At 70.7% G+C, this 23335-nt stretch carries 24 protein-coding genes; 5 read left to right on the top strand and 19 right to left on the bottom strand.

Annotation, left to right across the window (positions count from 1 at the left end):
* Positions 1–2 precede the first annotated feature (2 nt).
* The 3 genes from AC07AG_RS07795 to AC07AG_RS07785 all read right to left on the bottom strand — a co-directional run bounded on the left by AC07AG_RS07795 (position 3) and on the right by AC07AG_RS07785 (position 2241).
* Positions 3–908: a glutamate ABC transporter substrate-binding protein gene (locus tag AC07AG_RS07795; protein ID WP_478753930.1), complete on the bottom strand. Its 906-nt coding sequence runs from the start codon at positions 906–908 to the stop codon at positions 3–5.
* Between the two features lie 16 nt (positions 909–924).
* The gene (locus AC07AG_RS07790; RefSeq protein WP_478752932.1) at positions 925–1668 is read right to left on the bottom strand and encodes an amino acid ABC transporter ATP-binding protein; all 744 of its coding nucleotides are present in this window, start codon (positions 1666–1668) and stop codon (positions 925–927) included.
* A 132-nt stretch (positions 1669–1800) separates the two neighbouring features.
* Positions 1801–2241, bottom strand: a complete 441-nt coding sequence (locus tag AC07AG_RS07785) for a DUF6278 family protein (RefSeq protein ID WP_478752930.1) — start codon at positions 2239–2241, stop codon at positions 1801–1803.
* 415 nt (positions 2242–2656) lie between these two features.
* Here AC07AG_RS07785 and AC07AG_RS07780 point away from each other — a divergent pair, with 415 nt between their 5' ends.
* A complete protein-coding gene (locus tag AC07AG_RS07780) occupies positions 2657–4507 on the top strand; it encodes an SGNH/GDSL hydrolase family protein (RefSeq protein WP_478752928.1) in 1851 nt (616 codons plus the stop codon).
* A gap of 127 nt (positions 4508–4634) precedes the next feature.
* On the opposite strand, the gene AC07AG_RS07775 is transcribed toward AC07AG_RS07780, so the two are convergent.
* From AC07AG_RS07775 to pcaDC, 3 genes are all read right to left on the bottom strand, one after another.
* Positions 4635–5414: an exodeoxyribonuclease III gene (locus tag AC07AG_RS07775; protein WP_478752927.1), complete on the bottom strand. Its 780-nt coding sequence runs from the start codon at positions 5412–5414 to the stop codon at positions 4635–4637.
* 67 nt (positions 5415–5481) lie between these two features.
* Positions 5482–6114 carry an MBL fold metallo-hydrolase gene (locus tag AC07AG_RS07770; protein ID WP_478753928.1) on the bottom strand — a complete coding sequence of 211 codons (633 nt, stop codon included), beginning with the start codon at positions 6112–6114 and terminating at the stop codon, positions 5482–5484.
* 33 nt (positions 6115–6147) lie between these two features.
* Positions 6148–7464, bottom strand: coding sequence for a bifunctional 3-oxoadipate enol-lactonase/4-carboxymuconolactone decarboxylase PcaDC (gene pcaDC, locus AC07AG_RS07765; protein WP_478752925.1), 1317 nt, complete (start codon positions 7462–7464; stop codon positions 6148–6150).
* Between the two features lie 293 nt (positions 7465–7757).
* On the opposite strand from pcaDC, the gene AC07AG_RS07760 reads away from it, so the two are divergent.
* A complete protein-coding gene (locus AC07AG_RS07760; protein WP_478752923.1) occupies positions 7758–8405 on the top strand; it encodes a dihydrofolate reductase family protein in 648 nt (215 codons plus the stop codon).
* Positions 8406–8528: 123 nt separating this feature from the next.
* Positions 8529–9467, top strand: a complete 939-nt coding sequence (locus tag AC07AG_RS07755; RefSeq protein ID WP_478752921.1) for an ornithine cyclodeaminase family protein — start codon at positions 8529–8531, stop codon at positions 9465–9467.
* A gap of 50 nt (positions 9468–9517) precedes the next feature.
* On the opposite strand, the gene AC07AG_RS07750 is transcribed toward AC07AG_RS07755, so the two are convergent.
* The 8 genes from AC07AG_RS07750 to AC07AG_RS07715 form a co-directional block, all read right to left on the bottom strand.
* Positions 9518–10801: a sulfite oxidase gene (locus AC07AG_RS07750; RefSeq protein WP_478752919.1), complete on the bottom strand. Its 1284-nt coding sequence runs from the start codon at positions 10799–10801 to the stop codon at positions 9518–9520.
* 53 nt (positions 10802–10854) lie between these two features.
* Positions 10855–11457, bottom strand: a complete 603-nt coding sequence (locus tag AC07AG_RS07745) for a sugar kinase (protein WP_478752917.1) — start codon at positions 11455–11457, stop codon at positions 10855–10857.
* Between the two features lie 4 nt (positions 11458–11461).
* Positions 11462–12619, bottom strand: a complete 1158-nt coding sequence (locus AC07AG_RS07740; RefSeq protein ID WP_478752915.1) for an ROK family glucokinase — start codon at positions 12617–12619, stop codon at positions 11462–11464.
* Positions 12620–12808: 189 nt separating this feature from the next.
* Positions 12809–13630, bottom strand: coding sequence for an ATP-binding cassette domain-containing protein (locus AC07AG_RS07735; RefSeq protein WP_361044476.1), 822 nt, complete (start codon positions 13628–13630; stop codon positions 12809–12811).
* Positions 13627–14688 carry an ABC transporter permease gene (locus AC07AG_RS07730; protein ID WP_478752913.1) on the bottom strand — a complete coding sequence of 354 codons (1062 nt, stop codon included), beginning with the start codon at positions 14686–14688 and terminating at the stop codon, positions 13627–13629. Before AC07AG_RS07730 ends, AC07AG_RS07735 begins: the two co-directional genes overlap by 4 nt.
* Positions 14685–15698 (bottom strand): sugar ABC transporter substrate-binding protein, encoded by a 1014-nt coding sequence (locus AC07AG_RS07725; protein ID WP_478752911.1) that lies wholly within the window; start codon positions 15696–15698, stop codon positions 14685–14687. Before AC07AG_RS07725 ends, AC07AG_RS07730 begins: the two co-directional genes overlap by 4 nt.
* A 95-nt stretch (positions 15699–15793) precedes the next feature.
* On the bottom strand, positions 15794–16795 hold the full coding sequence (locus AC07AG_RS07720; protein WP_478752909.1) for a sugar ABC transporter substrate-binding protein: 1002 nt from the start codon (positions 16793–16795) through the stop codon (positions 15794–15796).
* Positions 16796–16967: 172 nt separating this feature from the next.
* The gene (locus tag AC07AG_RS07715) at positions 16968–17717 is read right to left on the bottom strand and encodes a GntR family transcriptional regulator (RefSeq protein WP_478753926.1); all 750 of its coding nucleotides are present in this window, start codon (positions 17715–17717) and stop codon (positions 16968–16970) included.
* A 127-nt stretch (positions 17718–17844) separates the two neighbouring features.
* On the opposite strand from AC07AG_RS07715, the gene AC07AG_RS07710 reads away from it, so the two are divergent.
* Complete coding sequence (locus tag AC07AG_RS07710) at positions 17845–18864, top strand: Gfo/Idh/MocA family protein (protein ID WP_478752907.1); 1020 nt, start codon at positions 17845–17847, stop codon at positions 18862–18864.
* A 48-nt stretch (positions 18865–18912) separates the two neighbouring features.
* Here AC07AG_RS07710 and AC07AG_RS07705 read toward each other — a convergent pair whose 3' ends face one another.
* Both AC07AG_RS07705 and AC07AG_RS07700 read right to left on the bottom strand, forming a co-directional pair.
* On the bottom strand, positions 18913–19584 hold the full coding sequence (locus AC07AG_RS07705) for a response regulator (RefSeq protein WP_478752905.1): 672 nt from the start codon (positions 19582–19584) through the stop codon (positions 18913–18915).
* A 135-nt stretch (positions 19585–19719) separates the two neighbouring features.
* The gene (locus AC07AG_RS07700; protein ID WP_478752903.1) at positions 19720–21003 is read right to left on the bottom strand and encodes a sensor histidine kinase; all 1284 of its coding nucleotides are present in this window, start codon (positions 21001–21003) and stop codon (positions 19720–19722) included.
* Between the two features lie 159 nt (positions 21004–21162).
* On the opposite strand from AC07AG_RS07700, the gene AC07AG_RS07695 reads away from it, so the two are divergent.
* Positions 21163–21369: a hypothetical protein gene (locus tag AC07AG_RS07695; RefSeq protein ID WP_478752901.1), complete on the top strand. Its 207-nt coding sequence runs from the start codon at positions 21163–21165 to the stop codon at positions 21367–21369.
* A 13-nt stretch (positions 21370–21382) separates the two neighbouring features.
* Here the strand turns inward: AC07AG_RS07695 and AC07AG_RS07690 are convergent, their stop codons facing one another.
* The 3 genes from AC07AG_RS07690 to AC07AG_RS07680 all read right to left on the bottom strand — a co-directional run bounded on the left by AC07AG_RS07690 (position 21383) and on the right by AC07AG_RS07680 (position 23295).
* Entirely contained in the window at positions 21383–21802 is a 420-nt protein-coding gene (locus tag AC07AG_RS07690; protein WP_478752899.1) for a guanyl-specific ribonuclease, read from the bottom strand.
* A 92-nt stretch (positions 21803–21894) separates the two neighbouring features.
* Positions 21895–22290 (bottom strand): hypothetical protein, encoded by a 396-nt coding sequence (locus AC07AG_RS07685; RefSeq protein ID WP_478752897.1) that lies wholly within the window; start codon positions 22288–22290, stop codon positions 21895–21897.
* A gap of 90 nt (positions 22291–22380) precedes the next feature.
* Positions 22381–23295 carry a DMT family transporter gene (locus tag AC07AG_RS07680; protein WP_478752895.1) on the bottom strand — a complete coding sequence of 305 codons (915 nt, stop codon included), beginning with the start codon at positions 23293–23295 and terminating at the stop codon, positions 22381–22383.
* Between the last annotated feature and the right edge of the window lie 40 nt (positions 23296–23335).

Genomic DNA, 23335 nt, shown 5'->3' with positions numbered 1-23335 from the left:
CCTCAGCTCGCCGGGTAGCGGTCGATGGCGGGCGGCTTCGGCGCCGGGACCCCGGAGAGGCCGAGGGTGGCGTCGTAGGCCTTCTTCCAGTCGCCGTTCTTCTCCCGGGCGGCGAGCGCGTCGTCGACGGCGAACCGCAGGGTGTTGTCGCCCTTGGGGACCCCGATGCCGTAGGGCTCCTTGGAGAACGGCTTGCCGACCACCTTGAGCTCGTCGGGCACCTTGGCCGCGTAGCCGATCAGGATGGCGTCGTCGGTGGTGACCGCGTCGACCTGATAGGTCAGCAGGTTGTCGACGCAGACCGAGTACGTGTCGTACGCGACGAGCGTCGCCTTCGGGTAGTCCTTCTGGATGCGCTGGTAGGGGGTCGAACCGGCCGCCGAGCAGACCTTCTTGCCGTTCAGGTCCTGCGGCCCCTTGATGTCGTCCTCGTCGGAGCGCACGAGGAGGCCCTGCCCCGCCATGTAGTAGGGGCCGCCGAAGCCGACGAGCTTCTTGCGGAGGTCGTTGATGGTGTAGGTGCCGACGTAGTAGTCGATCTGCCCGTTCTGCAGGGCGGTCTCGCGGTTCGCCGACGCGATCGTCTTGAACCGGATCGACTTCGGTTCGAAGCCGAGCGAGGCCGAGATCATCTTGGCGATCTCGATGTCGAAGCCGGAGTACTGCCCGGTGGCGGGGTTCTTCTCACCGAGGAACGGCTGGTCCTCCTTGGCACCGACGACGAGGTGCCCGCGCCGCTTCGCCTTCTTCCAGGTGCCTGAGCCGGGCAACGTGAATCCCGTCGCCACCTGGTACTTGGGCAGCTCGTCGGGCTGCGGCCCCTTCACCGGGGGGCTGCCCTCCTTGCCGCAGGCAGTCGCGGCTACGGCGGCGACGGCGAGCGCCGCGAGCAGACGTGTCGTACGCATCATGGCTGGCCCCCCGTCAGTGCTTGAGGATCTTGGAGAGGAAGTCCTTGGCGCGGTCGCTCTCCGGGTTGCTGAAGAAGTCCTCGGGGGCCCGGTCCTCGACGATGCGGCCGGCGTCCATGAAGACGACACGGTTGGCGGCCGAACGGGCGAAGCCCATCTCGTGGGTGACGACGACCATGGTCATGCCGTCGCGGGCCAGACCCTGCATGACCTCGAGCACTTCGTTGATCATCTCGGGGTCGAGAGCCGATGTCGGCTCGTCGAAGAGCATCACCTTGGGCTCCATGGCGAGCGCGCGTGCGATCGCCACGCGCTGCTGCTGGCCGCCCGAGAGCTGCGCCGGGTACTTGTCGGCCTGTGTCGCGAGGCCCACCCGTTCCAGGAGCTCGCGGGAGCGCCGCGTGGCCTCGTCCTTCTTGCGTCCCCGCACCTTGACCGGCGCGAGGGAGACGTTCTGCAGCACTGTCTTGTGTGCGAAGAGGTTGAAGGACTGGAACACCATGCCCACGTCCGCGCGGAGCGTGGCGAGTGCCTTGCCCTCTTCCGGAAGCGGCTGCCCGTCCAGTGCGATGGCTCCCGACTGGATCGTCTCCAGCCGGTTGATCGTCCTGCAGAGCGTTGATTTCCCCGACCCTGACGGGCCGATGACCACGACCACCTCCCCCTTGCCGACGGTGAGGTTGATGTCCTGAAGGACATGCAGCTCCCCGTAGTACTTGTTCACATCACGCAGCTCGATCAGCGGATCGACGGCCATGCCCTGCCCTGCCCACTCTCAGCGGTGTCGGTCCGCGCAAACTATCCACGTGAAAACGGCACTTACTGGACGACACGCACTTATGGGCATTAACCGTATTTGCAGTTACGTCATCACGCACGCGTCCCGCGGCTACGCCTCCGACGCCTCCGCGTAGACGTGGGACAGCTCGGGAGCGCCCTGCACCGCCCAGTCGAGACCCGCCTCGACCACCTGGATCTCGCGCCCCGAGGCGAGCCGCACGGCGGGGCCGCCGCCGGGCCAGACGTGCCAGGTGGCGCCGGGCACCGTACGGACGATGACCGAACCGAGGTACAGGCCCGCGTCGTTGCCGAGCCACGGAAGGAGCTCGGGGTCGTCGCGCCAGCGCGGCAGGAGCTGGTCGAGCGCGGTCAACGAAGCCGGGGAGTCGTCGAGTTCGAGACCTGCGGTGGCCGCCTGGGAGCGCAGCAGCTCGCATTCGGAAAGGAGTTCGGCCACACCGGCCGGATCCTCGTCGAACGCCGAGGCGAGTCCAGGGCTCCGGTCGGCTGTCGGCTGCTTGCGCCACTTGCCGAAGAAGGAGATGTTCATGATCGGCCTCTCCATTGGATGCCAGCGCCGAATGCGCGGCCGGTGGGGCCTCGGGGCGCGGATGTCCGTATCTCCAAGAATGTATCTTGCATCAGTTGATCACGGAATCAGGTGAATCACGCCGCGCGCGCCAGAGGCCCCGTGGCCTGCCGCCACGGGGCCCCTGCACTGTCGGTCACAGGCACGGACCGCCCCAGGGCCTCGGCATGCCGTCCACGAGCTCACGGCGCAACACATCGAAGATCGCCAGCAGTTCGACGGGCCCCTTCCCGCCCTTCGGCCAGATGTCCATGCCACGCGGCCCGGCCGAGCGAGGGGATCAGGGACATGGCCCCGGCCGGCTCCGGCATCTCAGCGAGTTCGGGTCGTGTTCACGCGCACCTCATTGACGCTTCTCCCCGGCCTCCTTAGCTTCATGGCGCACCTGTCGTCACGTCAGCTTCAGCAAGGGGAGGGGTCTGGTGTGCGCCCACGCAGCTCGCGTGCCTCGCGTATCTCACGTATCTGGGGACCGGCCGCCGTACTCGCGGTTCTCACCGCCGGCATCGTCCCCGTGGCGGCGGCGCAGGCCGCCCCGCACAGACCCGGGCCGCTCCCCGTGGAGCGGCTCTTCGACAACAGGGCGATCAGTGACGACACGCGGCCCGGCGACGCGGACTTCGACGGCTCGGGCGGCTCGTTCTCGGCCCAGGACCTGACGGCGGCGGGCTGGACCCCGGGCCGTTCGCTCGCCGTGGACGGGGCGCGGCTCGCGCTGCCCCGGACAAACGCGGGCGAGGCGGACAACGTCCGCGCCGACGGGCAGTCCGTGCGGGTGCGCGGACGTGGGGACGCGCTCGCGTTCCTGGTCGCGGGCACGGGCGGCGACGCGGGCGGCACGGGGACGGTGCGCTACCAGGACGGATCGAAGGGGACGTACCGCCTGACGGCGCCGGACTGGCGCTCGGGACCGCTCGCCACGAAGGCGGTCGCGCTGCCGCATCTGAACACTCCGGGCGGCCAACTCGCCGAGAAGACACGGCTGTACGTCGTAACCGTGCCGGTGGCGCGCGGGCGCGAGGTCGCGTCGGTGACCCTGCCGAAGGACCCCGGCGCCCCCGACCTGCACGTCTTCTCGCTCTCCGTGCGGCAGCCCGCGAAGGGGTGGACCGGCAGCTGGTCGGCGTCGACGGCCGGTTACACGGCGGTGGGCCCCTGGGCCGACCGGACCGTGCGGCTCGTGGTCCACACGAGCACGGGCGGGCCACGGGTGCGGATCCGGCTCGACAACACCTTCGCATCGGCGCCCGTACGGATCGGGAGCGCGACGGTGGCGGTGCAGGAGTCCGGCGCGGGGGCCCGGGACGAGCCGCGGCGGCTGTCGTTCCGGGGCAAGGGCGGCACCGAAGTCCCCGCGGGGGCACAGGCGTTCAGCGACCCGCTCGACTTCGATGTGCCCGAGGACACCAACCTCCTGGTGAGTTTCCACCTCCCGGAGGCGGTGACGACCGCGCCCGTCCACAGCCAGGCCATTCAGCGCTCGTACGTGAGCGGCCCCGGCGACCACGCGGCGGACGGCTCGCCCGAGGCCTACACCTCGACGATCTCGACCTGGCCGTTGCTCACCGGGGTCGACGTGTCGGGCGGGCCCGGATCGGTGGTGCTGCTCGGCGACTCCATCACGGACGGTGTGAAGTCGACGCAGGACGCGAACCACCGCTGGCCCAACGTCCTGGCGACGCGACTCCTCCAACAGGACGAGGTCCCGCGTTTCGGGGTCCTGAACCAGGGGATCTCGGCGAACCGCGTGATCGCGGACCGCTACCCCGGCGACGGCGTCTCCACGGACACCGGCGGTGTGAGCGCGCTGCACCGCCTCGACCGTGATGTGTTCGCCCAGACGTCGGCCCGCACGGTCGTCGTCTTCGAGGGCGTCAACGACGTCCGCTGGGGCGCGTCGGCGGATCAGGTGACCGCCGGTATGCGGGAGATCTCCGAGCGGGCGCACGCGCGGGGCCTGCGGGTGGTGGCGGCGACGATCGCGCCCTGCCAGGGGGAGTCCCTGTGCACGGCGGCGGCGGACGCGGAACGGATGAAGGTCAACGACTATCTGCGGGGCGGCGGTGACTTCGACGCCGTCCTGGACTTCGACGCGGTGCTGCGGGATCCGGCGAATCCGGCGCGGATGCTGGCCGCGTACGACAGCGGGGACCATCTGCATCCGGGGGACGCGGGGCTCGCGGCGATCGCGGAGTCGGTGGATCTGGGGGCGCTGGTCCCGGACTAGCCCCTGGTGCTCGGCGGCGCGGGGGCCTGGCTGCGCAGGGGCGGGGCGGCGCAGGGGGCCTAGCTGCGCAGGGGCGGGGCAGGGGCCGGAGATCCGGTCCCTGCCCCCCTGATCCTGCTGACTCTGCCTAGACGTCCAGGTCCACCACGACCGGCGCGTGGTCGGACGCGCCCTTGCCCTTGCGCTCCTCGCGGTCGACGTACGCATCCGTCACGGCCTTCGAGAACGCCTCGTTCCCGTACACCAGGTCGATGCGCATGCCCCTGTTCTTGGGGAAGCCGAGCTGGCGGTAGTCCCAGTACGTGAACGGGTGGTCGTACTTCAAGGGGCGCGGCACCACGTCCGAGAGCCCCGCTTCCCGCAGCGCCGCGAGCGCCGCGCGCTCGGCGGGGGTCACGTGCGTGGCGCCCTCGAACAGGGCGGGGTCCCACACGTCCGCGTCGGTCGGCGCCACATTGAAATCGCCGAGGACCGCGAACGGCCGCGCGCCCGTCGCGTCGGAGGCGACCGCGGCCTTGAGGGCCTCGAACCACTGGAGCTTGTAGCCGTAGTGCGCGTGGTCCACCTCGCGGCCGTTCGGCACATAGACCGACCAGACGCGCGCCGGGCCGCAGGTCGCGGAGATCGCGCGCGGCTCCTGCACCCCTTCGTAGTCGGGCCCGCCGGGCAGGCCGACCGTCACGTCGTCGAGGCCCACGCGGGAGACCAGCGCGACGCCGTTCCACCGGCCCGTCGCGTTCACCGCCGATTCGTACCCGAGCTCGCGCAGCTCGTCGGCGGGGAACTGCTCGGCGGTGGTCTTGGTCTCCTGGATGCACAGCACATCCGTACCGCTGCTCTCCAGCCAGGCGAGCAGCCTCGGCAGCCGAGCGGTGATCGAGTTCACGTTCCAGGTGGCAATGCGCATGCCTGACAACCTACCGGGCGCCACTGACAGTCTCAGGTCGGCCGGTGACCGGCAGGCCGGACGCCGGTCACAGCTCGGCGGACTCCCCCGGCGTGAGCCGCAGGTGCTCGGCGCCGCCGAGGGACCCGATCTGCGCGTCGTAGATCGGCCGGGCCAGATCCGTGAGCAGCGCGTCGTGGATGTCGTAGGCACGCTGCGGCTTGATCTCGCGCACGTAGTCGATGACCTCGGAGATCTTGCTCCAGGGCGCCATCACGGGCAGCATCAGCGTGTCCACGGGCTGCTCGGGGACGGTCAGGGCGTCGCCCGGGTGGAACACCGAACCGTCCACCAGATAGCCGACGTTGGTGATCCGCGGGATGTCCGGGTGGATCACGGCGTGCAGCTCGCCGTGCACCTGCACGTCGAACCCGGCGGCCGTGAAGGTGTCCCCGTGCCCGACGGTGTGCACCCGCCCGGGGAAGGCGGCCGAGATCTTCTCCGCGACGGAGCGCAGGGTCCAGATCTCGGCGGCCGGGTTGGCCTCCAGACCGACGCGCAGCCGGTCCTCGTTGAAGTGGTCCGGGTGCTCGTGCGTCACGAGGATCGCGTCGGCGCCGAGCGCCGCGTCCTGTTCGCTGAAGGTGCCGGGGTCGATGACGAGACTCCGTCCGTCCCGCTCCAGGCGGACACAGGCGTGTGTCTTCTTCGTGAGCTTGATGCGCTTCGCGGCAGTCGTCATGCCCCCATCCTGCTACTCCTGCGGCGTGGTTTCCTCGCGGATCACGGCCTGGGCGACCTTGAAGGCGGAGTTCGCCGCGGGGACGCCGCAGTAGACGGCCGCCTGCAGCAGTACTTCCTTGATCTCCTGCGGGGTGAGGCCGTTGCGCAGGGCGGCGCGGGTGTGGAAGGCCAGCTCGTCGAGGTGGCCGCCCGCGACGAGCGCGGTGAGGGTGACGCAGCTGCGGGAGCGGCGGTCGAGTCCGGGTCTGTTCCAGACCTCGCCCCACGCGTAGCGCGTGATGAGCTCCTGGAAGTCCGTGGAGAAGTCGTCGGCGGCGCCGAGCGCGCGGTCGACGTGCGCGTCGCCGAGCACCTCGCGGCGGACCTTGATCCCCGCGTCGTACGGGTCGGGGCGTCCGCCGCCCACGGCCTCGGGCTGCTCCATCGGCCCGATCTCGGCGACGGGGAAGACGGGCGGCGGCGGGGCGAGGATCGGCTTGACGGGCGGTGCGCTGATCGCCGCGTGCGTCCCGGTGGCGTCGGTCGCGAGCTGCCAGGCGGTGGAGAAGTGACGTACGAGAAGGTCGGTGACGGCGGCGGGCTGCTCGACGGGAGCGAGGTGGGAGGCCCCCGGCACGACGGCGAGGCGGGCGTCCGGTATCCCCGCGACGAGGGTGCGGGCCTCGCCCTGCCCGGTGACCTGGTCCTCCGACCCGACCAGGACGAGGGCGGGCACGCTGATCCGGTTCAGCTCGGCGCGCACGTCGAAGGCGGCGAGTGCCTCGCAGGCGGCGATGTAGCAGCCGGGGTCGGTCGTGCGCACCATCTGTACGGCCCAGTCGGTGATCGCGGGCTGCGCGGCGGCGAAGCCCGGCGTGAACCAGCGCTCGGGGGACGTACGCGCGATGGGGTCGAGGCCGTTGCTCCGCACGATCACGCCGCGCTGGCGGAACTCGTCGGCGCTGCCGAAGCGCGGCGAGGCGGATATCAGCGCCAGGGACGCGACGCGCTGCGGGTGCCGCAGGGCGAGCTCGGCGCCGATCGCGCCGCCGAACGCGCAGCCCGCGTAGCCGAAGCGCTGCACGCCGACCTCGTCGAGCGTGGCGAGGAGCCGCTGGGCGAGCTCGCCGACGGAGCCGCAGGGGTGCGCGGGGGCGCCCCCGTGTCCGGGCATGTCGAAGCGGAACACCCGCCACTGCTTGACCAGCTCGGGCACCTGCCGGTCCCACATGTGCCAGGTGGTGCCGAGGGATGGTCCCAGGATCAGCACCGGGGCGTCTTCCGGCCCGTCAAAGCGGTATTGCAGGGTCGCAGTCGTCTTCTCACTCACCCGCTCACGCTCCCACATCTCGCCAAATCTCACGGACGCGGGTGGCGGCCTGCACCAAACCGCCCCAGTTCGATGGGGCGTCGTGCGGGCGAACGTGACGGAGATCTCCGGGGTACGGCCGAGGGCCGGGGAGCGGTTCGGGCCGCGCCGATGAGTTTTCCCGGCCCGAACAGTCCTACGGTTGCCGCCGACACAAGACTTCCGACGCAGGGATTCCACCACAAGACTTCCGCCACAAGACTTCCGACTCAGGACTCCGACTTATCCGCCCCATCTGACTCATCTGACTCATCCGACCCAGGAGAAGACACGTGCCCCAGTTGCTGAGAGTGCAGAACTTCAACGTCTCGCAGGACGGATTCGGTGCCGGTGAGAACCAGACCCTGGAGAGGCCGTTCGGCCACGCCGATCCCAGGGAAATCTTCGCCTGGGCCGGGGCCACGGCGAGCTGGCCCATGCGCACCGACCCCGGCGGCAGCCGTGGCCTCGACGACTACCTCACGCGGGACTACGCCCGCAACATCGGTGCCGAGATCATGGGCCGCAACAAGTTCGGGCCGCAGCGCGGGCCGTGGGAGGACCACGAGTGGCAAGGCTGGTGGGGCGACGAGCCCCCGTTCCGTACCCCGGTGTTCGTCATGACCCACCACCTGCGCCCCTCCTTCACCCTCTCCGACACCACGTTCCACTTCGTCGACGACGACCCGGCGACGGTGCTGGAACGGGCGCGGGAGGCCGCACAGGGCAAGGACGTCCGGCTCGGCGGCGGGGCCACCACCATCCGGGAGTTCCTCGACGCCGGCCTCGTCGACACCCTGCACGTGGCGGTCTCTCCGGTGAAGCTCGGATCCGGGGCACGGCTGTGGGAGTCGCCCGACGAACTGCTCGACCGGTACCACCTCGACGTCGTGCCGAGCCCGAGCGGGGCGGTGACGCACCATCTGTTCTGGCGCAAGTGACGGGCGCCCCCGCCAGGGCTGTTCCCTAGGGTGATCATGAAGGGGCCGTGCTGCCGCGAGCAGGACGGCCCCCAGCAGCCAGCCGATCAGCCATCCGAACAGTCAGCCCCGAAAGGATCCCCCATGAGCGAGGCCCCGCCCTACATCGACGCCGACACGATGGCCAGGCTCGTCCCGATGTCCACGGCGATCGAGGCGGTGGAGGCCGTCCTCAAGGCAGGCCTGGACCCGGAGACGGAGCCCGTGCGAGGGGTCGTGGACGTACCGGGCGGCCAGCTCCTGCTGATGCCGTCCTCCACGACGTCGTACACGGGGGTGAAGATCGCCACGGTCACACCCGGCAACGCGGCCCGCGAACTCCCCCGCATCCAGGGCGTGTACCTCCTCCTGGACGGCGAGACGCACACGCCGCTCGCCCTGCTCGACGGAATCGCCCTCACCTCGCTGCGCACCCCGGCGGTCTCCGGTGCCGCGATCAAGCACCTCGCGGTCCCGGAGGCCCGCCGCCTCCTGGTCTTCGGCACCGGCCCGCAGGCCTGGGGCCATGTGGAGGCGGTGCGCGCGGTGCGCCCGGCGCTGGAACACGTGGACGTGGTGGCGCGGAACCCGGAGCGGGTGGCGGCCTTCGTCGACCGCTGCCGCGATGCGGGGCTTTCGGCGGCGCCCGCGACCCCGGCGGACGTGGCGACCGCCGACGTGATCTGCTGCTGCACGACGGCCCGCGAGCCGCTCTTCGACAGCACGCTGCTCCCGCCCCACGCGACGGTGGCAGCGGTGGGCTCGCACGAGCCGGACGCGCGCGAGGTGGACGAGGGGCTCCTGAGGCGCGGCCTGGTGGTGGCGGAGTCCCACGAGGTGGCGCTGCGGGAGTGCGGGGACATCGTGCTCGCGGTGGACTCGGGGGCCTTCGACGTGGGGCGACTGCGGACGCTGAGTGAACTGGTGGGCGGCAAGGTGGAGTTGACCGAGGACCGGCCGCGGTTGTTCAAGTCGGCGGGGATGGCCTGGGAGGACCTGGGCGTGGGGGCGGCCGCATACGAGCGGTGGGCGGGCCTCGACTGACCTCGCCCCCCTCTGCCCCCTCTGCCCCCTCGCCCGAGGCCGCCCTTTCCTCAGACCACCGTCACCGCATGCCGCACCACCGCATCGAACAGATACCCCTGCGTGTTGTGCACCGTCACCTCCGGCTGGGTGCGGCCCGTGGTGTCCGTGGCGCGGGCCAGGAGTGTCGTCGGGCCCGGGGTCCTGGGGTGCCACGGGGTGGTCCAGCGGGTCCAAGTGGCGCGGTGGGGAGTGTCCTTGAGGCGGGCGCGGTGCCATGTCGCGCCCTCGTCCGTGCTGATGTCCACTCGGGTGATCGCGCCCGTCGCCGACCAGGAGCGGCCGGTCAGGTGGTGGGTCGTGGCCGCGTCGAGGCTTGCGTTCCAGGGGAGTTCGAAGGCGGACTTGAGAGTTTGGCGGGTCAGGGGGGCGCTGCCCTCCGGCGGGTACGTCTCGCCGAACAGGCGGTAGAACTGCGTGTTCCAGGGGGAGAAGAGGGGCTTCGACGAGACCTCGATGTCGCCCACCCATTTGATCGACGCGATGCCCACCCACGCCGGGACCAGGACCCTCACCGGGTAGCCGTGGTCCGCGGGGAGCGGGGCGCCGTTCATCTCGTACGCCAGGATGACGTCGTCCATCGCCTTGGAGAGCGGGAGCGGGCGGCGGACCCTGCCCAGGTTCGTGCCGTCGTCCGTGATGTAGTCCGCGTCCAGGCCTCTCGGCATCGCGTCCACCGCGTCGCGCGATACGCCTGCCCTGCGCAGGACTTCGGAGAGGCGCACCCCGCGCCAGCGGGCGTTGCCGATCGCTCCCAGGGTCCAGGCCGTGCCCGATGCGGGTTGGCCCTGCTGGCTCGTGAAGAAGCTTCTGCCGTTGCCCGCGCATTCGACGAAGGCGGTACGTGAGGTCGACGGGAGGCGTTCGAGGTCCGCGAGCGTGAACTCCCGCTCCCCGCCCCGCAGTCCGTCGCCCCAGATCCTCAGCGTCCAGGTCTTCGCGTCGAGGCGTGGCGTCGCCGTGTGGTTGCGGACGAAGAAGTGGGAGGCGGGGGTGAGGTGGCCCGTCCGGGCCAGCGCATCGAACTTCGTCTCCGCGTTCGTGCCGCGGATCGTGAAGCGGTCCTCGGGGAGCGGCTTCACGATTCCGGGGGCGGCGGTGCCGGCAGCCGCGTTCGCCTTGGGTGCGCCCAGCGTCATCGGCAGCGTCGCCCCTGCGCCCGCCGCCGCGAGCAGCCGCAGCATGTCCCTGCGTGCCACCCCGTCCGCCCGTGCCTCCCCCGCGAGCCACTGGGCGCGGCGGCGCCTGTCGTACTCCTCTTCGGATGACCCGTCGGACGTCTCTGTGGAGATCATGGGCGCCATCGTATGAGCCGCCCCTCGGACAACTCACCGATGAAACACGCCAGTTACGGGGTTGTCGTAGACACTACATACACCATGGGGTGCTTCGGGTTGCCGCGGTTCACCACCACGTCCAGGGTCGGCGCCGGGTCCTTCTTCACGTGGGTGAGGCCCAGCCAGGGGCCCGGGTCCGTGAACTCCCAGCCGACGACCTTGCGGTCGCGCTTGCTGATCGTGATGTCGTTCTTCTTCAGCGTCTTGGTGCTCGAACCGATCTGCTTGAGGAACTTGTCCAGACCGGCGTTGCTCGTCAGGAACTGGGCGTACAGACGGCTTGTGCGCCAGTTGTTCGTCTCGTAGTAGGCGACTTCCCTGGAGTAGCGAGGGATCGGCACGTCGTAGAGACGGCGCTGCACCTTGGAGGGCCAGCCCGCGGTGAGGCCGGTCGCGGAGTACTTGGCCTCCTTGTCGCGGCCGCTGTTGCGGCTCTGGTTCGCGGAGATCACCAGATAGCCGGCCGGTACGCCGATCAGGAGCACGATGATCGTGGCCGTCAGCCAGCGGCGGCGGATCATGTGGCGGCGGCCCTCGCGGGGGCCGCCACCCCCGTCGGCGGGATCCGGGGAGTCCGGGGAGTCCGGGGACGAGGGTTGGCGGGGCACGGTCATCTGTTTACTGGGTTCCCTGAGAGGTGCGGTCGTTGATACGGCGCGCTTCCGCGTAGCGCTCATAGCGTTCGTGGCGCTCCACCCTGCGGCGGTTCGCCCGGCGGAAGCGGCGTGCCACCAGGCGCGCCAGGTCGGCGGCGCCCACCATGCCCGCCTCGGGGCCCAGCTGGGCGCGGGCGATACGGGCCTCGGGGCGGTAGCCGCGGCCGGTCAACTGGCGGCGGAAGGCGTCGCGGGCCGGGCCGATCAGGAGGTCGTCGGCGGCCGAGACACCGCCGCCGATCACGAAGCAGGACGGGTCGAGGGCGGCGGCGAGGTTCGCGATGCCGACGCCGAGCCACTGGCCGATGTCCTGGAGGAGCTCGACGCACATCGCGTCGCCGTCGCGGGCCAGCTCCGTGATCAGGGGGCCCGTGATGTCGGGGATGTTGCCCTTGACCCGCTCGATGATCCCGTACGCGACCGGGGAGTCGGCGGCGGCGAGCTCGCGGGCCTCCCTGACCAGCGCGTTGCCGGAGCTGTACTGCTCCCAGCAGCCGCGGTTGCCGCACGGGCAGCGGTGGCCGCCGGGCACCACCTGCATATGGCCGAATTCTCCGGCCACGCCGAACTTGCCGCGCTTGACCTGGCCGTCCTCCAGGATCGCGCCGCCGATGCCGGTGCCGAGCGTGATCATGACCAGGTGGTCCTCGCCGCGGGCCGCACCGAAGCGCCACTCCGCCCACGCGGCGGTGTTCGCGTCGTTGTCGACGAGCACGGGGACCGCGAGGCGCCCTGAGATGCGGTCGCGGAGGGGTTCGTTGCGCCAGGACAGATGCGGGGCGAACAGGACGCGGTTGCGGTCCGCGTCGACCCAGCCCGCCGCGCCGATGCCCACCGCGTGCACGTCGTGCCGGTCGGAGAGGTCCAGGACCAGCTCGACGATGGTGTCCTCGACGACCTTGGGGCTCTTGGACTTGTCCGGGGTCTCCGTGCGGAGCGTCTCCAGGATGTTGCCGTCGGCGTCGACGACTCCCGCCATCACCTTCGTGCCGCCGATGTCGATGCCGACGGTGGGGACGCGGGGCGCCGTCAGATGGGATCGGCGCTCACGCGTGCCCACGGTCCGCAGAACGGTGGCTCGGGCGGAGCCGCGGTGCGCGAGGTCGCGGTAGGTGCTCATTGCGGCGATTCTGCCTCACACACGCGGGGGCGCGCACAACGGGACTCGGGGTGCCCCCGTAGGGGCGCGGGGAACCGCGCGAGCAACCACAGAAAAGCCGCAGTCGCCTCTGCCGGGTCGGCGAGCAGACGCGACTGCGGCTCCGACCGGGCTGAGCGCGCAGTTCCCCGCGCCCCTACGGGGCGCTGCTCAGCGCTTCTCCAGCTCGTGGCGGAGGTCGTCCAGTTCGGAGCCGCCCGCCATCTGGCGGGTCAGCTCGTCCAGGGTGATCTCGTCGCGGGCGTAGCTGCCGAACATCGTGCCGCGCTTGAGGAGGACGAAGCGGTTGCCCACCAGGTACGCGTGGTGCGGGTTGTGGGTGATCAAGACCACTCCGAGGCCCGCGTCCCGCGCGGCGGCCACGTACTTCAGGACGACGCCGGACTGCTTGACGCCGAGCGCCGCCGTCGGCTCGTCCAGGACCAGGACCTTGGCGCCGAAGTAGACGGCGCGCGCGATCGCCACGCACTGGCGCTCGCCGCCCGACAGGGTGCCGATGGGCTGGTCGACGTCGCGCAGGTCGATGCCCATGCGCAGCAGCTCCGCGCGGGTCGTCGCGCGCATCAGGTCGACGTCCAGGCGCTTGAACGGGCCGACGCCCTTCGTCGGCTCGGAGCCGAGGAAGAAGTTGCGCCAGACCGGCATCAGCGGGACCACGGCGAGGTCCTGGTAGACCGTGGCGATACCGCGGTCCAGGGCCTCGCGCGGCGAGCCGAGCTTCGCGTCCTCGCCCTCGATGCGGAACTCTCCCGCGTCGTGCCGGTGCAGGCCCGCGATGATCTTGATGAGGGTCGACTTGCCCGCGCCGTTGTCGCCGAGGACGCAGGAGATCTCGCCCGCGTGGACCTCCAGGGACACGCCTTCGAGGGCGCGGATGTTGCCGTAGTACTTACTGACGTCGTCGAGCTCGACGAGCGGGGTGCGGTCCGGCTCCGGCACCGCGTCGGTGACGTCGGTCGTCTCGGTGGTCACTTCGTCGCCTCCGCGCGCTTGCGGACCCAGTGGTTGAGCAGGGTCGCCAGGAGCAGCATCACTCCGAGGAAGAACTTGAACCAGTCCGGGTTCCACTCGGCGAACACGATGCCCTTGCTGACCATGCCGAAGATGAGGGCACCCACGGCCGCGCCGACCGCGGAGCCGTATCCGCCGGTGATCAGACAGCCGCCGATGACGGCGGCGATGATGTAGATCAGTTCGTTGCCGACGCCCTCGCCCGACTGGACGACGTCGTACGAGAAGAGCAGGTGCTGGCCGGAGATCCAGGCGCCGAAGGCGACGCCCATGTAGAGGCCGATCTTGGTCATCGCGACCGGGACGCCGACCGCGCGGGCCGCGTCCTCGCCGCCGCCGACCGCGAAGATCCAGTTGCCGACGCGGGTGCGGAGCAGGATCCAGGTGGCGACCGCGATCAGGCCGAGCCACCAGAGGATCGTGATCTTGAAGTCGACGCCGCCGATGGTGAGCGTCGAGGCGAAGACGTCCTTGGCGGAGTCGAAGCCCTCCATGTCGGAGATCGACTTCGTGGAGACCGTGCCGCTGATCAGCTTGGTGAAGCCGAGGTTCATGCCGGTCAGCATCAGGAACGTACCGAGCGTGATGATGAAGCTCGGCGGGTCGGTGCGCGTCAGCATCACGCCGTTGAAGACGCCGACCCCGAGGGTGGCGACGAGCGAGACGAGGACGCCGACCCAGACGTTGGCCGTCATCTGGTAGCTGAACATCGACGAGATCAGCGCCGAGGTCGTCACCATGACGCCCGCCGACAGGTCGAACTCGCCGCCGATCATGAGCAGCGCCACCGGCACGGCCATGATGCCGAGCGTCGACGCCGCGTAGAGCACCGTGGCGAGGCTGTTGGTCTGCAGGAAGCTGTCCGCCGCGATCGAGAAGAAGACGAAGACGGCGACGGCGCCGACGACGGAGCCGAGCTCGGGGCGGCCCATCAGCTTCTTCAGCGGCGACGCCTTCAGGAGGCGCTCGTCCGTCTTCGTGTCCGGCGAAGGCGCCGGTGCGGGTGCGGTCGCTGTCATCGCGTCCCTCGCTTCGCGTATTCCTCCAGCTCGGCGGCCTGGTCCTTGGTGATGATCTGCGGTCCGGTGAGGACCGGCTTGCCGCCGCCGAGCACGTCGGCGTTGTACTTGTAGAGCCAGAGCAGGTCCACGGCCTCGTAGCCCTGGAGGTAGGGCTGCTGGTCGACGGCGAAGCCGAGCGTGCCGTCCTTGAGGCCGGCCGCGACCTTCTCGTTCAGGTCGAAGGTGTCGACCTCGGCCTTGCTGCCCGCGCTGTCCGCGGCCTTGACCGCGGTGTCCGCGAAGGGCGCGCCGAGCGTGACGACCGAGTCGATGGACTTGTCGGACTGCAGCCTGGCCTCGATGGAGGACTGCACGTCGGGCATGTTCGTGCCGGTCACGTACAGGTTCTGCATCTTGCCGTCGAAGGTCTTCTTGGCGCCTTCGCAGCGCTGCTCGTGGCCGACGTTGCCCTGCTCGTGCAGGATGCAGAGCGCCTTCTTCTTACCCCGCTTGTTGAGCTCGTCGCCGACGGCCTCGCCCGCGATCGTCTCGTCCTGGCCGATGTGGGTGAGCGCGCCGAACTCCTTGGACTCCGCGGAGCCGGAGTTCACCGTGATCACCGGGATGCCGGCCTTCTTGGCGCGGGCCAGGGCGCCCTTCATCGCGGCGGGCTTGGCGAGGCTGACGATGATGCCGTCGACCTTCTTGTCGATGTACGAGTCCACGAGCTGGGCCTGCTGCTGGGCCTCGGCGTTGTGGGAGTAGAGGAACTTGATGTTGTCCTTGCGGGCCGCCTGCTCGGCGCCTTCCTGGACGATGTCCCAGAACGTGTCGCCGTCACCCGAGTGGGTCACCATGCCGAACGTCCAGTTCGGCGTGTTCACCGCGGCCTTGCCCTGTGCCGTTGCCGCCTTCCGTGCGTCCTCGGCCCGCTTGCCACCGGTGCTGCTGCACCCCGCGAGGGATACCCCGAGCACCGCGACCAGCACGGCGCCCACCGCACGTACCCCTGTCTGAACCCTTGCCACGACGCCGTGCCCTTCTAGCTCTGCTCCTCGGTGAGGCCGGTCCGGATCCCCGGCCCCAGCGGCCCAAGTATCGACCACGCGGATCACGCATGTGTTCATCGGGTACCGCGGGCGGTGTACTTCTCCAGCTTCGGCACGTCCTTCTCGGTGACGATGGCGGGTCCGGTCAGGACGGGCTTGCCGCCGCCAAGGACGTTCGCGTTGGTCTTGTGGAGCCACAGCTCGTCGATGGCGAGATAGCCCTGGAGGTAGGGCTGCTGGTCGACGGCGAAGCCGACCTCCTTGGCCTTGAGGCGCTTGACGACCTCGGCGTTCAGGTCGAACGTGTCGACCTCCGCCTCGCTCTTCGCGTCCTCCTTGGCCTTCACCGAAATGGCCGCGATCGGCGCGCCGAGGGTGACCACCGCGTCGATGTCCTTGGTCGCCTGGAGCTTGGCGCTGATGGAGGACTGGGCGTTGGGCGCGTTGGTGCCCTCGACGTTGAGGTTCTCGACCGAGCCCTTGAAGGTCTTCTTCACGCCCGCGCAGCGCTGCTCCAGGGAGACGTTCCCCTGCTCGTGGATGACGCAGAGCGCCTTCTTCTTGCCCCGCTCGGTCAGCTCGTCGCCGACGGCCTCGCCCGCCACGGACTCGTCCTGCCCGATGTGGCTCAGCGCGCCGAAGTCGGCGGAGAACTCGCCGCCGGAGTTGATCGTGACGACCGGTATCCCCGCGGCCTGAGCCTTGCCGAGGACCGCCTTCATCGCCTCGGGCTTGGCCAGGGTCACGACGATGCCGTCGACCTTCTTGTCGATCGCCGACTGGACGAGCTCGGCCTGCCCCTTGGCCTCTTTGTCGTTGGAGTAGAGGAAATCGACGTTGTCCTTGCGGGCCGCCTGCTTGGCGCCGCTCTGGACGATGTCCCAGAAGGTGTCGCCCTCGCCGGAGTGCGTGACCATCGCGATCTTGAGCCGTGGCGTGTTCACGCCTTTGCCGCCTCCGCCGCCGTCGCCCGACTTGTCCTCGTCGTCCTTGCCGCCGGAGCCGCTGCAGCCGGCGACGAGCGCGATGGCCGCCACGCAGGCCGTGATGCCCGCTGCCCTACGGTCTTTGCGCATGAGTGGGACCGCCCCTTCTCCCGGCCGCCTCAGTGCGGCTGGGGGAGTTCTAGCCGGGGGCGCGCGGCAGCGTCAATGGCTTTGTCAGAACATTCTGACGACCGTGAGCGAGTTGGAACCTACGGCCGTGCCGGGTCCGACCGCCGTACCGGGTCCTGCGGCGTACCGGGTCCTACGGCCGTACGAGGAGCTGGAACTCGAAGGAGTAGCGCGAGGCCCGGTAGATGTGCGAGCCGAACTCGACCGCGCGGCCCGTGTCGTCGAAGGTCGTGCGCTGCATCGTGAGCAGCGGGGCCCCCGCGGGCTCGCCGAGCCGCTCGCCCTCGTCGGCGGTGGCGGCACGGGCACCCACGGACTGGCGCGCGCTGTGCAGGGTGATGCCCGCGGCGCGCATCAGGCGATAGAGGCCGGTGGCTTCGAGGCGTGCGGTGTCGAGGTCGAGCAGCCCGGACGGGATGTGGTTGCGCAGGTACGCCATGGGCTCGCCGTGGGCCAGGCGAAGCCGCTCGACCAGGTGCACCTCGTCGCCCTCCGCGACGCCGAGCGCGGCGGCCACCTCGGCGGACGCGGACTCGACGGTGTTGCGCAGGACGCGGGTCTCGGGGCGCTGGCCCGCCGCCTCCAGGTCGTCGTAGAGGCTGCTGAGCTCAAGGGGGCGCTTGACCTGGCTGTGCACGACCTGGGTTCCGATGCCCCTGCGGCGCACGAGCAGTCCCTTGTCGACGAGCGACTGTATGGCCTGACGGACGGTCGGCCGGGACAGGCCGAGGCGCCCCGCGAGCTCGATCTCGTTGCCGAGCAGGGTGCCCGGGGTCAGGGCACCGCGCTCGATCGCCGCCTCCAGCTGCTGGGACAGCTGGAAGTACAGCGGGACCGGGCTGCTGCGGTCGACGCCGAGCTGGAGGGAGACGGTGGGGTCCACGGCTGGTTTGGCGGCTGATTTGGACACGCTGTGAGCGTAGTCGCAGGGAATGATGACGGGAAGTTCGGAAGTTCTGTTGTCCGGACAAAGGATTGACAGGATCGCGGGGCGTCGCGAGGGTGGGTCCATGCGCATCGGACTGATCGGAACGGGCCGTATCGGCACATTTCACTCTGCGGCCCTTCAGCGGCATCCCGAGGTGGAGGCACTGGTCGTCGCCGACGCGGACACCGGTCGGGCGGCCGGGCTCGCGGCGCGGATCGGCGCGGCCTCCGCGGGCTCGGTGGACGACATCTTCACAGGCAGCGGCCGGTCGGGCTCCGTGGACGCGGTGGTGATCACCGCGGCGACCTCCGCGCACGCCGAGCTGATCGGCAAGGCGGCGCGGGCGGGGCTTCCGGTCTTCTGCGAGAAGCCCATCGCCCTCGACCTGCCCGGCACGCTCGCCGCGCTCCAGGAGGTCGAGTCCGCGGGCACGGTGCTCCAGCTGGGCTTCCAGCGGCGGTTCGACGCGGGGTACGCGGCGGCACGCGAGGCCGTGCGGTCGGGACGGCTCGGGCGGCTGCACACGGTCCGCGCGATGACCTCCGATCCCGCGCCGCCGCCGGCCGCGTATCTCCCACTCTCCGGCGGCCTCTACCGCGACTGCCTGGTCCACGACTTCGACATGCTGCGCTGGGTGACGGGCCGTGAGGTGACGGAGGTGTACGCGACCGGGTCGGACGCCGGGCCCGCGATGTTCCGCGAGGCGGGCGACGTCGACACGGCCGCGGCGGTCCTCACCCTCGACGACGGCACGCTCGCCACGGCGACGGCCACGCGGTGCAACGGCGCGGGCTATGACGTACGGATGGAACTGGCCGGGGAGGACGACCAGATCGCGGTCGGCTTCGACGACCGCATGCCCCTGTCGTCCGTGGAACCCTCGGGACCGCCGCCGCCCGACAAGCCGTGGCCCGGCTTCCTCGAACGGTTCACGCCCGCGTACGAGGCGGAGCTCGCGGCGTTCGTGGATGTCGTACGGGGAGAACGGCCGAACCCCTGCGACGGCCGCGAGGCCCTGGAGGCGCTGCGGATCGCGGAGGCGTGTGAACTGTCGCGCCGGGAACGGCGGTTGGTGCGCCTTGAGGAGATCTCCGGTCGCTGACCCCGCTGCCCCCCCCCTGCCCCCTGCCCTCCCTCTGCTCCCCGAGGGCTACTCCACCCCGTCGAGCAGCCCCGCGTCATGCGCCAACAGCGCGATCTGCACCCGGTTGTTGAGGTCCAGCTTCGTCAGGACGCGGGAGACGTGGGCCTTGACGGTGGCCACGCTCAGGTAGAGCTCCGCCGCGATGTCCGCGTTCGACGCGCCCCGGCCGACCGCGACCGCCACTTCCCTCTCCCGCTCCCCCAGCAGCGCGAGCCGCTCCAACGCCCGCTCGCGGCGGCCCTGTTGGGGGTCCACCCCGGTCACCTGGCTGATCAACTGCTGCGTCACCGAGGGGGAGAGCACCGGCTCCCCCGCAGCGACCGCGCGTACCGCGGCGACGATCTCTGCGGGCGGGGTGTCCTTGAGGACGAACCCGGCCGCCCCGGCCCGCAGGGCACGCAGGACCTGTTCGTCGGCGTGGAAGGTGGTGAGGACGATGACTTCGGGGGCGTCCGGGCGCTTGCGCAGGGCCTCCGTCGCCGCGAGACCGTCCATCGTGGGCATCCGGATGTCCATCAGGACGACGTCGGGGCGCAGCTCGGCGACCAGCGGGGCGACGTGGGAGCCGTCCGCCGCCTCGCCGACGATCTCGATGTCGTCCGCGCCGCCCATCATGAAGGACAGACCTGCGCGGACCAGCGGGTCGTCGTCGACGAGAAGCAGCCTGATCGGTTCCATGGGGCCTACCGTAAGGGTCTTGAACCGTAAGGGTCTTGAAGGGGCGGTCCAGCAGCGTGATGTGCTCAGTCGTCACCGCTCCGGCAGGAGTGACTCTCCCCCGTCGCACGCGCTTCGGGCATCGGATCGGTCAGCTCAAGCCCAAGGCAGCCACGCGTCGACGCGGAACCCGCCGTCCCCCGATGCCCCGTGCTCGATGCGGCCGCCCGCCAGTGTGGCCCGCTCCGTGAGGCCGATCAGCCCCTGGCCGGAACCGGGGACGTCCGGCACGTCGCCGGGCGGCGGCGGGTTCCGTACCGACAGGGTGAGGCCTTCGCCGGGCGCTCCGGACACCAGGACGGTCACCTCGGCGCCCGGGGCGTGCTTGCGGGCGTTGGTCAGGCCCTCCTGGGCGATGCGGTAGGCGGTGCGGCCGACGGCGGCGGGCACGGCCTCGGGGTCGGTGACGCGGTGGTCGAGTGCGACCTTCATGCCCGCGTCGCGGGACTCGGCGACCAGGGTCTCCAGGGCGGCGAGGGTCGGCTGCGGGCGGCCGGACGCCTCGCCGTCGCCGCCGCCGCTGCCACCGCCGCGCAGGACACCGATCACCTCGCGCAGGTCCTGCAGCGCTTCGTGCGCGCTCTCCCGGATGACCCCCGCCGCGCGGACGACCTCCTCGCGGGGCGCGTCCGGGCGGAACTCCAGGGCGCCCGCGTGCACGCTGAGCAGGGTGAGGCGGTGGGCGAGCACGTCGTGCATCTCGCGCGCGATGGACTCGCGGGCCAGGCGCTGGGCCTGTTCGGCACGGAGCGCCGCCTCGTTCTCGGCGCGGATCGCGCGGTCGCGCAGGCTCAGCAGGAGCTGGCGGCGCGAGCGCACGAACATGCCCCAGCCGATGACGGCGGCACTGAGCAGCGCTCCGAAGAGGATGGCGACGACGTACGGCAGGTCGGCGTCGGGCCGCAGCCAGTAGACGACCGGCATCAGGGCGATCGAGACCCCGCCGATCCAGCCGACGTACCGGAAGGGCCGGTGCACCGCGAGGGTGAACAGGGCCACCACGGCCGCGCCGCCCGCGGTGTCCGAGAGCACGCTGATCGGCACCATGGCCACGGCGAGACCGACCGGCCAGCGCCTGCGCAGCCAGACGGTGGCGCAGGCGAGCGCGCCGATCAACTGGTCGGCCTCGGCGAGGCCGGGCGAGACGTGCGGGTTGTTGCCGACCGCGTCGGCGCCCACCATGCCGATGACGACGGCCACGGCGAAGCAGGCGAAGTCGACCAGCCAGTCCCGCACGGTCCGCCGGGGCCTGCGCTTGCCCTTGCGTGCCGCCCGGTCGGGGTCGAACTCGGCGGCGACGGCCGAGGGCAGCGCCCAGGGGCGTCTGGCCAAGGGGGCCGAGGACGCCGAGGGGACCACCGGGGGCTCACTGCCGCTCATGGTCGACAAATCTACGCACTGCCAGGGACATCGGGCGCCGTCCGGACGTGATCGTCTACCAAAGTCGCGGAAGCGGAGACTTTCGGACGGTCCAGGGATGAAGAAGCCTCACCCCGTGGCCGATGTGCGTGGGGAGTCCACGGGGCGAGGCTCTTCGGTATGAAGCAGGTACTTGAGGTCTTCGGCGTCCTTCTCCTGATCCAGGGCGTGGCCGCCCTGGTGCACGAGCTGACCGGCCGGCTGCGCGGCTGGGGCATCGTGCAGCGGATCGGGTTCCTCGACGGCTACGAGATCTACGCGGGCGTCACGCTGATCGTGCTCGCGCTCGCGCTGTTCGCCGTCGCGGAGAGCCGGAAGACCCGCTAGGACGGGCCGTGCGTCAGCAGGCGTGGTCGACCAGGTCGAAGGACTCGTAGTGGTCGGCGGTGTAGTAGTCCTCCTGGTTCTTCTCACCGGTCACGATGCGGCGCGCACCGCGGTCGGGTGAGCCCGGCGTCACCACGGTGTACTCGTGGTAGTAGCCGGAGCCCTGCGAGGGCAGGATGCCTTCCCTGTTCTGGAAGACGGTGTCGTCCTGCGGGTACGGGTAGGGGCCGCCCGCCTCGATCAGGTCCAGGGTGTCGTGCGCCTGGGAGGGCAGCGCGGAGTAGCAGATGTCGCCGACGGCGGTGATGGAGTACGCCGTCGACGCGGGGGCGTGGTGGTCCGGGGCCGCGCTCGCGGAGACGGCGACGGGGCCGCCGACGAGCAGGGCGGCGGCGAGGGCGGTGACGCTCACGATTCGTGGGGGGATTCGCATGCGACCAGTGTGACGCGCGTAGAGGTTGTCGTGTCAACGTCAAGTGCAGTGAATTTTCCGGGAGTTAACCAAGCGCCACCGGTTGGCCGCCGTCAGTCCTTGTCGGCCGCGGCCTTCGCGGCGGCGATGCGGTGTTCCGCCATGTACTCGCGCATCCGCAGACTGGTGGACCCACTGGTGTAGAGCACCGCGCCTCCCACCGACAGCGGCACCGAAAGCGCCAGCCAGCCCAGCATCTCGGGCCACCTGCGCTCCGCACGGCAGTCGTCCCACGTGGCCTCGGCCCACGTCGGGTCGTCACCCTCGTAGAACAGCATCGACTGGCACTCGCGGCTGTCGGAGTACGAGTCGTCCCCGTCGCTGAACGGCGCCATCAGCTGGTACGCGAGCACGCCCCAGATGACGCACGCCGCGAGGAGCAGCGCGCCGCCCCAGACGCGGCGCTTCTGCGCGCCCGCGGCGAATTCCTGCTCGAAGTACTCGTTCATGGTCTCCCCCTGCTTGACCGACCACCGGCTGCTCGATTGACCGAAGACAGCTCGACCGACCGCAGACTGCTTGATCGACCACGGAAGGTATCACCGCACCCTGCGCCCCCAGCTGGTCCCCACCAGAACCAGCACACCTCCCACCAGACCCACCACACCCAGCCGTTCCCCGCCCAGCGCGATCCCCACCGCGGCCGCCCACAACGGCTCCGTGCCGAGCAGCAGGCTCACCCGCGAGGGAGACGTCCTGCGCACCGCCCACATCTGCACGAAGAAGGCGAAGAGCGTGCAGAACACGGAGAGGAAGAGCAGTCCGGCCCACTCGCGCGCTCCGAAGTCCGCGGCGACGGACCAGGGCGACGCCCCCGTGCCCGCGCCGGCGAGCACCGCGAACACGGCCACCGCGGTGCCCAGTTGGACGGTGGTGAGCGAGAGCGCGTCAGCCTCCCCGGCGGCCCGGACGGCCTTGATCCGCGACATCGCCAGGACGTGCACGGTGCGCGCGAGCGCCGCAAGGAGGATCAGACCGTCGCCCGGCGAGGGCCGCGTGAAGCCGCCGCCCTGGGTCAGCAGGACCACGCCGAGCACGGAGAGCCCGGCCGCCGCCAGGAAGGCGCGCGGCGGCCTCTTGCGCGTCACCGCGGCCTCGGCGAGCGGGGTGAAGATCATGGTGAGGCTGATGATGAGGCCCGCGTTGGTCGCCGAGGTGTGGACGACGCCGTACGTCTCCAGGAGGAAGATCCCGCTCAGGATCAGCCCGAGCGCTCCCGCCCCGCGCCACTGCGGCGCCGCCAGCGCGCGCAGGCCGCGCCATCCGGCCACCACGAGCGCGGGCAGCACGACGGCGAACCGAAGCACCAGGACGGCGACGACCGTGTGCGTCGTCGTGATGCCCTTCGCCGCCAGATAACTGGCGCCCCAGACCACGGCCACGAGCAGCACGGGGAGATCGGTGAGCCAGGCGCGGCGCACTGCGGGCGCGGCGGGGGCGGCGAGCGTCGACACGGGGCGCGGTCTCCAACGGATGCGGCGGTGTGGAGACTTC

This window comes from Streptomyces sp. NPDC044044, from assembly GCF_056434405.1.
This window is presented reverse-complemented; position numbering and strand designations above follow the sequence as displayed.

Coding starts and splice junctions, on each gene's coding strand:
- AC07AG_RS07780 (WP_478752928.1), top strand. CDS start 2,657: ATGGCGCACCTGTCGTCACGTCAGCTTCAGCAAGGGGAGGGGTCTGGT.
- AC07AG_RS07690 (WP_478752899.1), bottom strand. CDS start 21,802: ATGCGAATCCCCCCACGAATCGTGAGCGTCACCGCCCTCGCCGCCGCC.
- AC07AG_RS07755 (WP_478752921.1), top strand. CDS start 8,529: ATGAGCGAGGCCCCGCCCTACATCGACGCCGACACGATGGCCAGGCTC.
- AC07AG_RS07785 (WP_478752930.1), bottom strand. CDS start 2,241: ATGAACATCTCCTTCTTCGGCAAGTGGCGCAAGCAGCCGACAGCCGAC.
- AC07AG_RS07775 (WP_478752927.1), bottom strand. CDS start 5,414: ATGCGCATTGCCACCTGGAACGTGAACTCGATCACCGCTCGGCTGCCG.
- AC07AG_RS07745 (WP_478752917.1), bottom strand. CDS start 11,457: ATGACCGTGCCCCGCCAACCCTCGTCCCCGGACTCCCCGGACTCCCCG.
- AC07AG_RS07685 (WP_478752897.1), bottom strand. CDS start 22,290: ATGAACGAGTACTTCGAGCAGGAATTCGCCGCGGGCGCGCAGAAGCGC.
- AC07AG_RS07720 (WP_478752909.1), bottom strand. CDS start 16,795: ATGCGCAAAGACCGTAGGGCAGCGGGCATCACGGCCTGCGTGGCGGCC.
- pcaDC (WP_478752925.1), bottom strand. CDS start 7,464: ATGTGGGAGCGTGAGCGGGTGAGTGAGAAGACGACTGCGACCCTGCAA.
- AC07AG_RS07695 (WP_478752901.1), top strand. CDS start 21,163: ATGAAGCAGGTACTTGAGGTCTTCGGCGTCCTTCTCCTGATCCAGGGC.
- AC07AG_RS07790 (WP_478752932.1), bottom strand. CDS start 1,668: ATGGCCGTCGATCCGCTGATCGAGCTGCGTGATGTGAACAAGTACTAC.
- AC07AG_RS07795 (WP_478753930.1), bottom strand. CDS start 908: ATGCGTACGACACGTCTGCTCGCGGCGCTCGCCGTCGCCGCCGTAGCC.
- AC07AG_RS07705 (WP_478752905.1), bottom strand. CDS start 19,584: ATGGAACCGATCAGGCTGCTTCTCGTCGACGACGACCCGCTGGTCCGC.
- AC07AG_RS07700 (WP_478752903.1), bottom strand. CDS start 21,003: ATGAGCGGCAGTGAGCCCCCGGTGGTCCCCTCGGCGTCCTCGGCCCCC.
- AC07AG_RS07710 (WP_478752907.1), top strand. CDS start 17,845: ATGCGCATCGGACTGATCGGAACGGGCCGTATCGGCACATTTCACTCT.
- AC07AG_RS07740 (WP_478752915.1), bottom strand. CDS start 12,619: ATGAGCACCTACCGCGACCTCGCGCACCGCGGCTCCGCCCGAGCCACC.
- AC07AG_RS07750 (WP_478752919.1), bottom strand. CDS start 10,801: ATGATCTCCACAGAGACGTCCGACGGGTCATCCGAAGAGGAGTACGAC.
- AC07AG_RS07730 (WP_478752913.1), bottom strand. CDS start 14,688: ATGACAGCGACCGCACCCGCACCGGCGCCTTCGCCGGACACGAAGACG.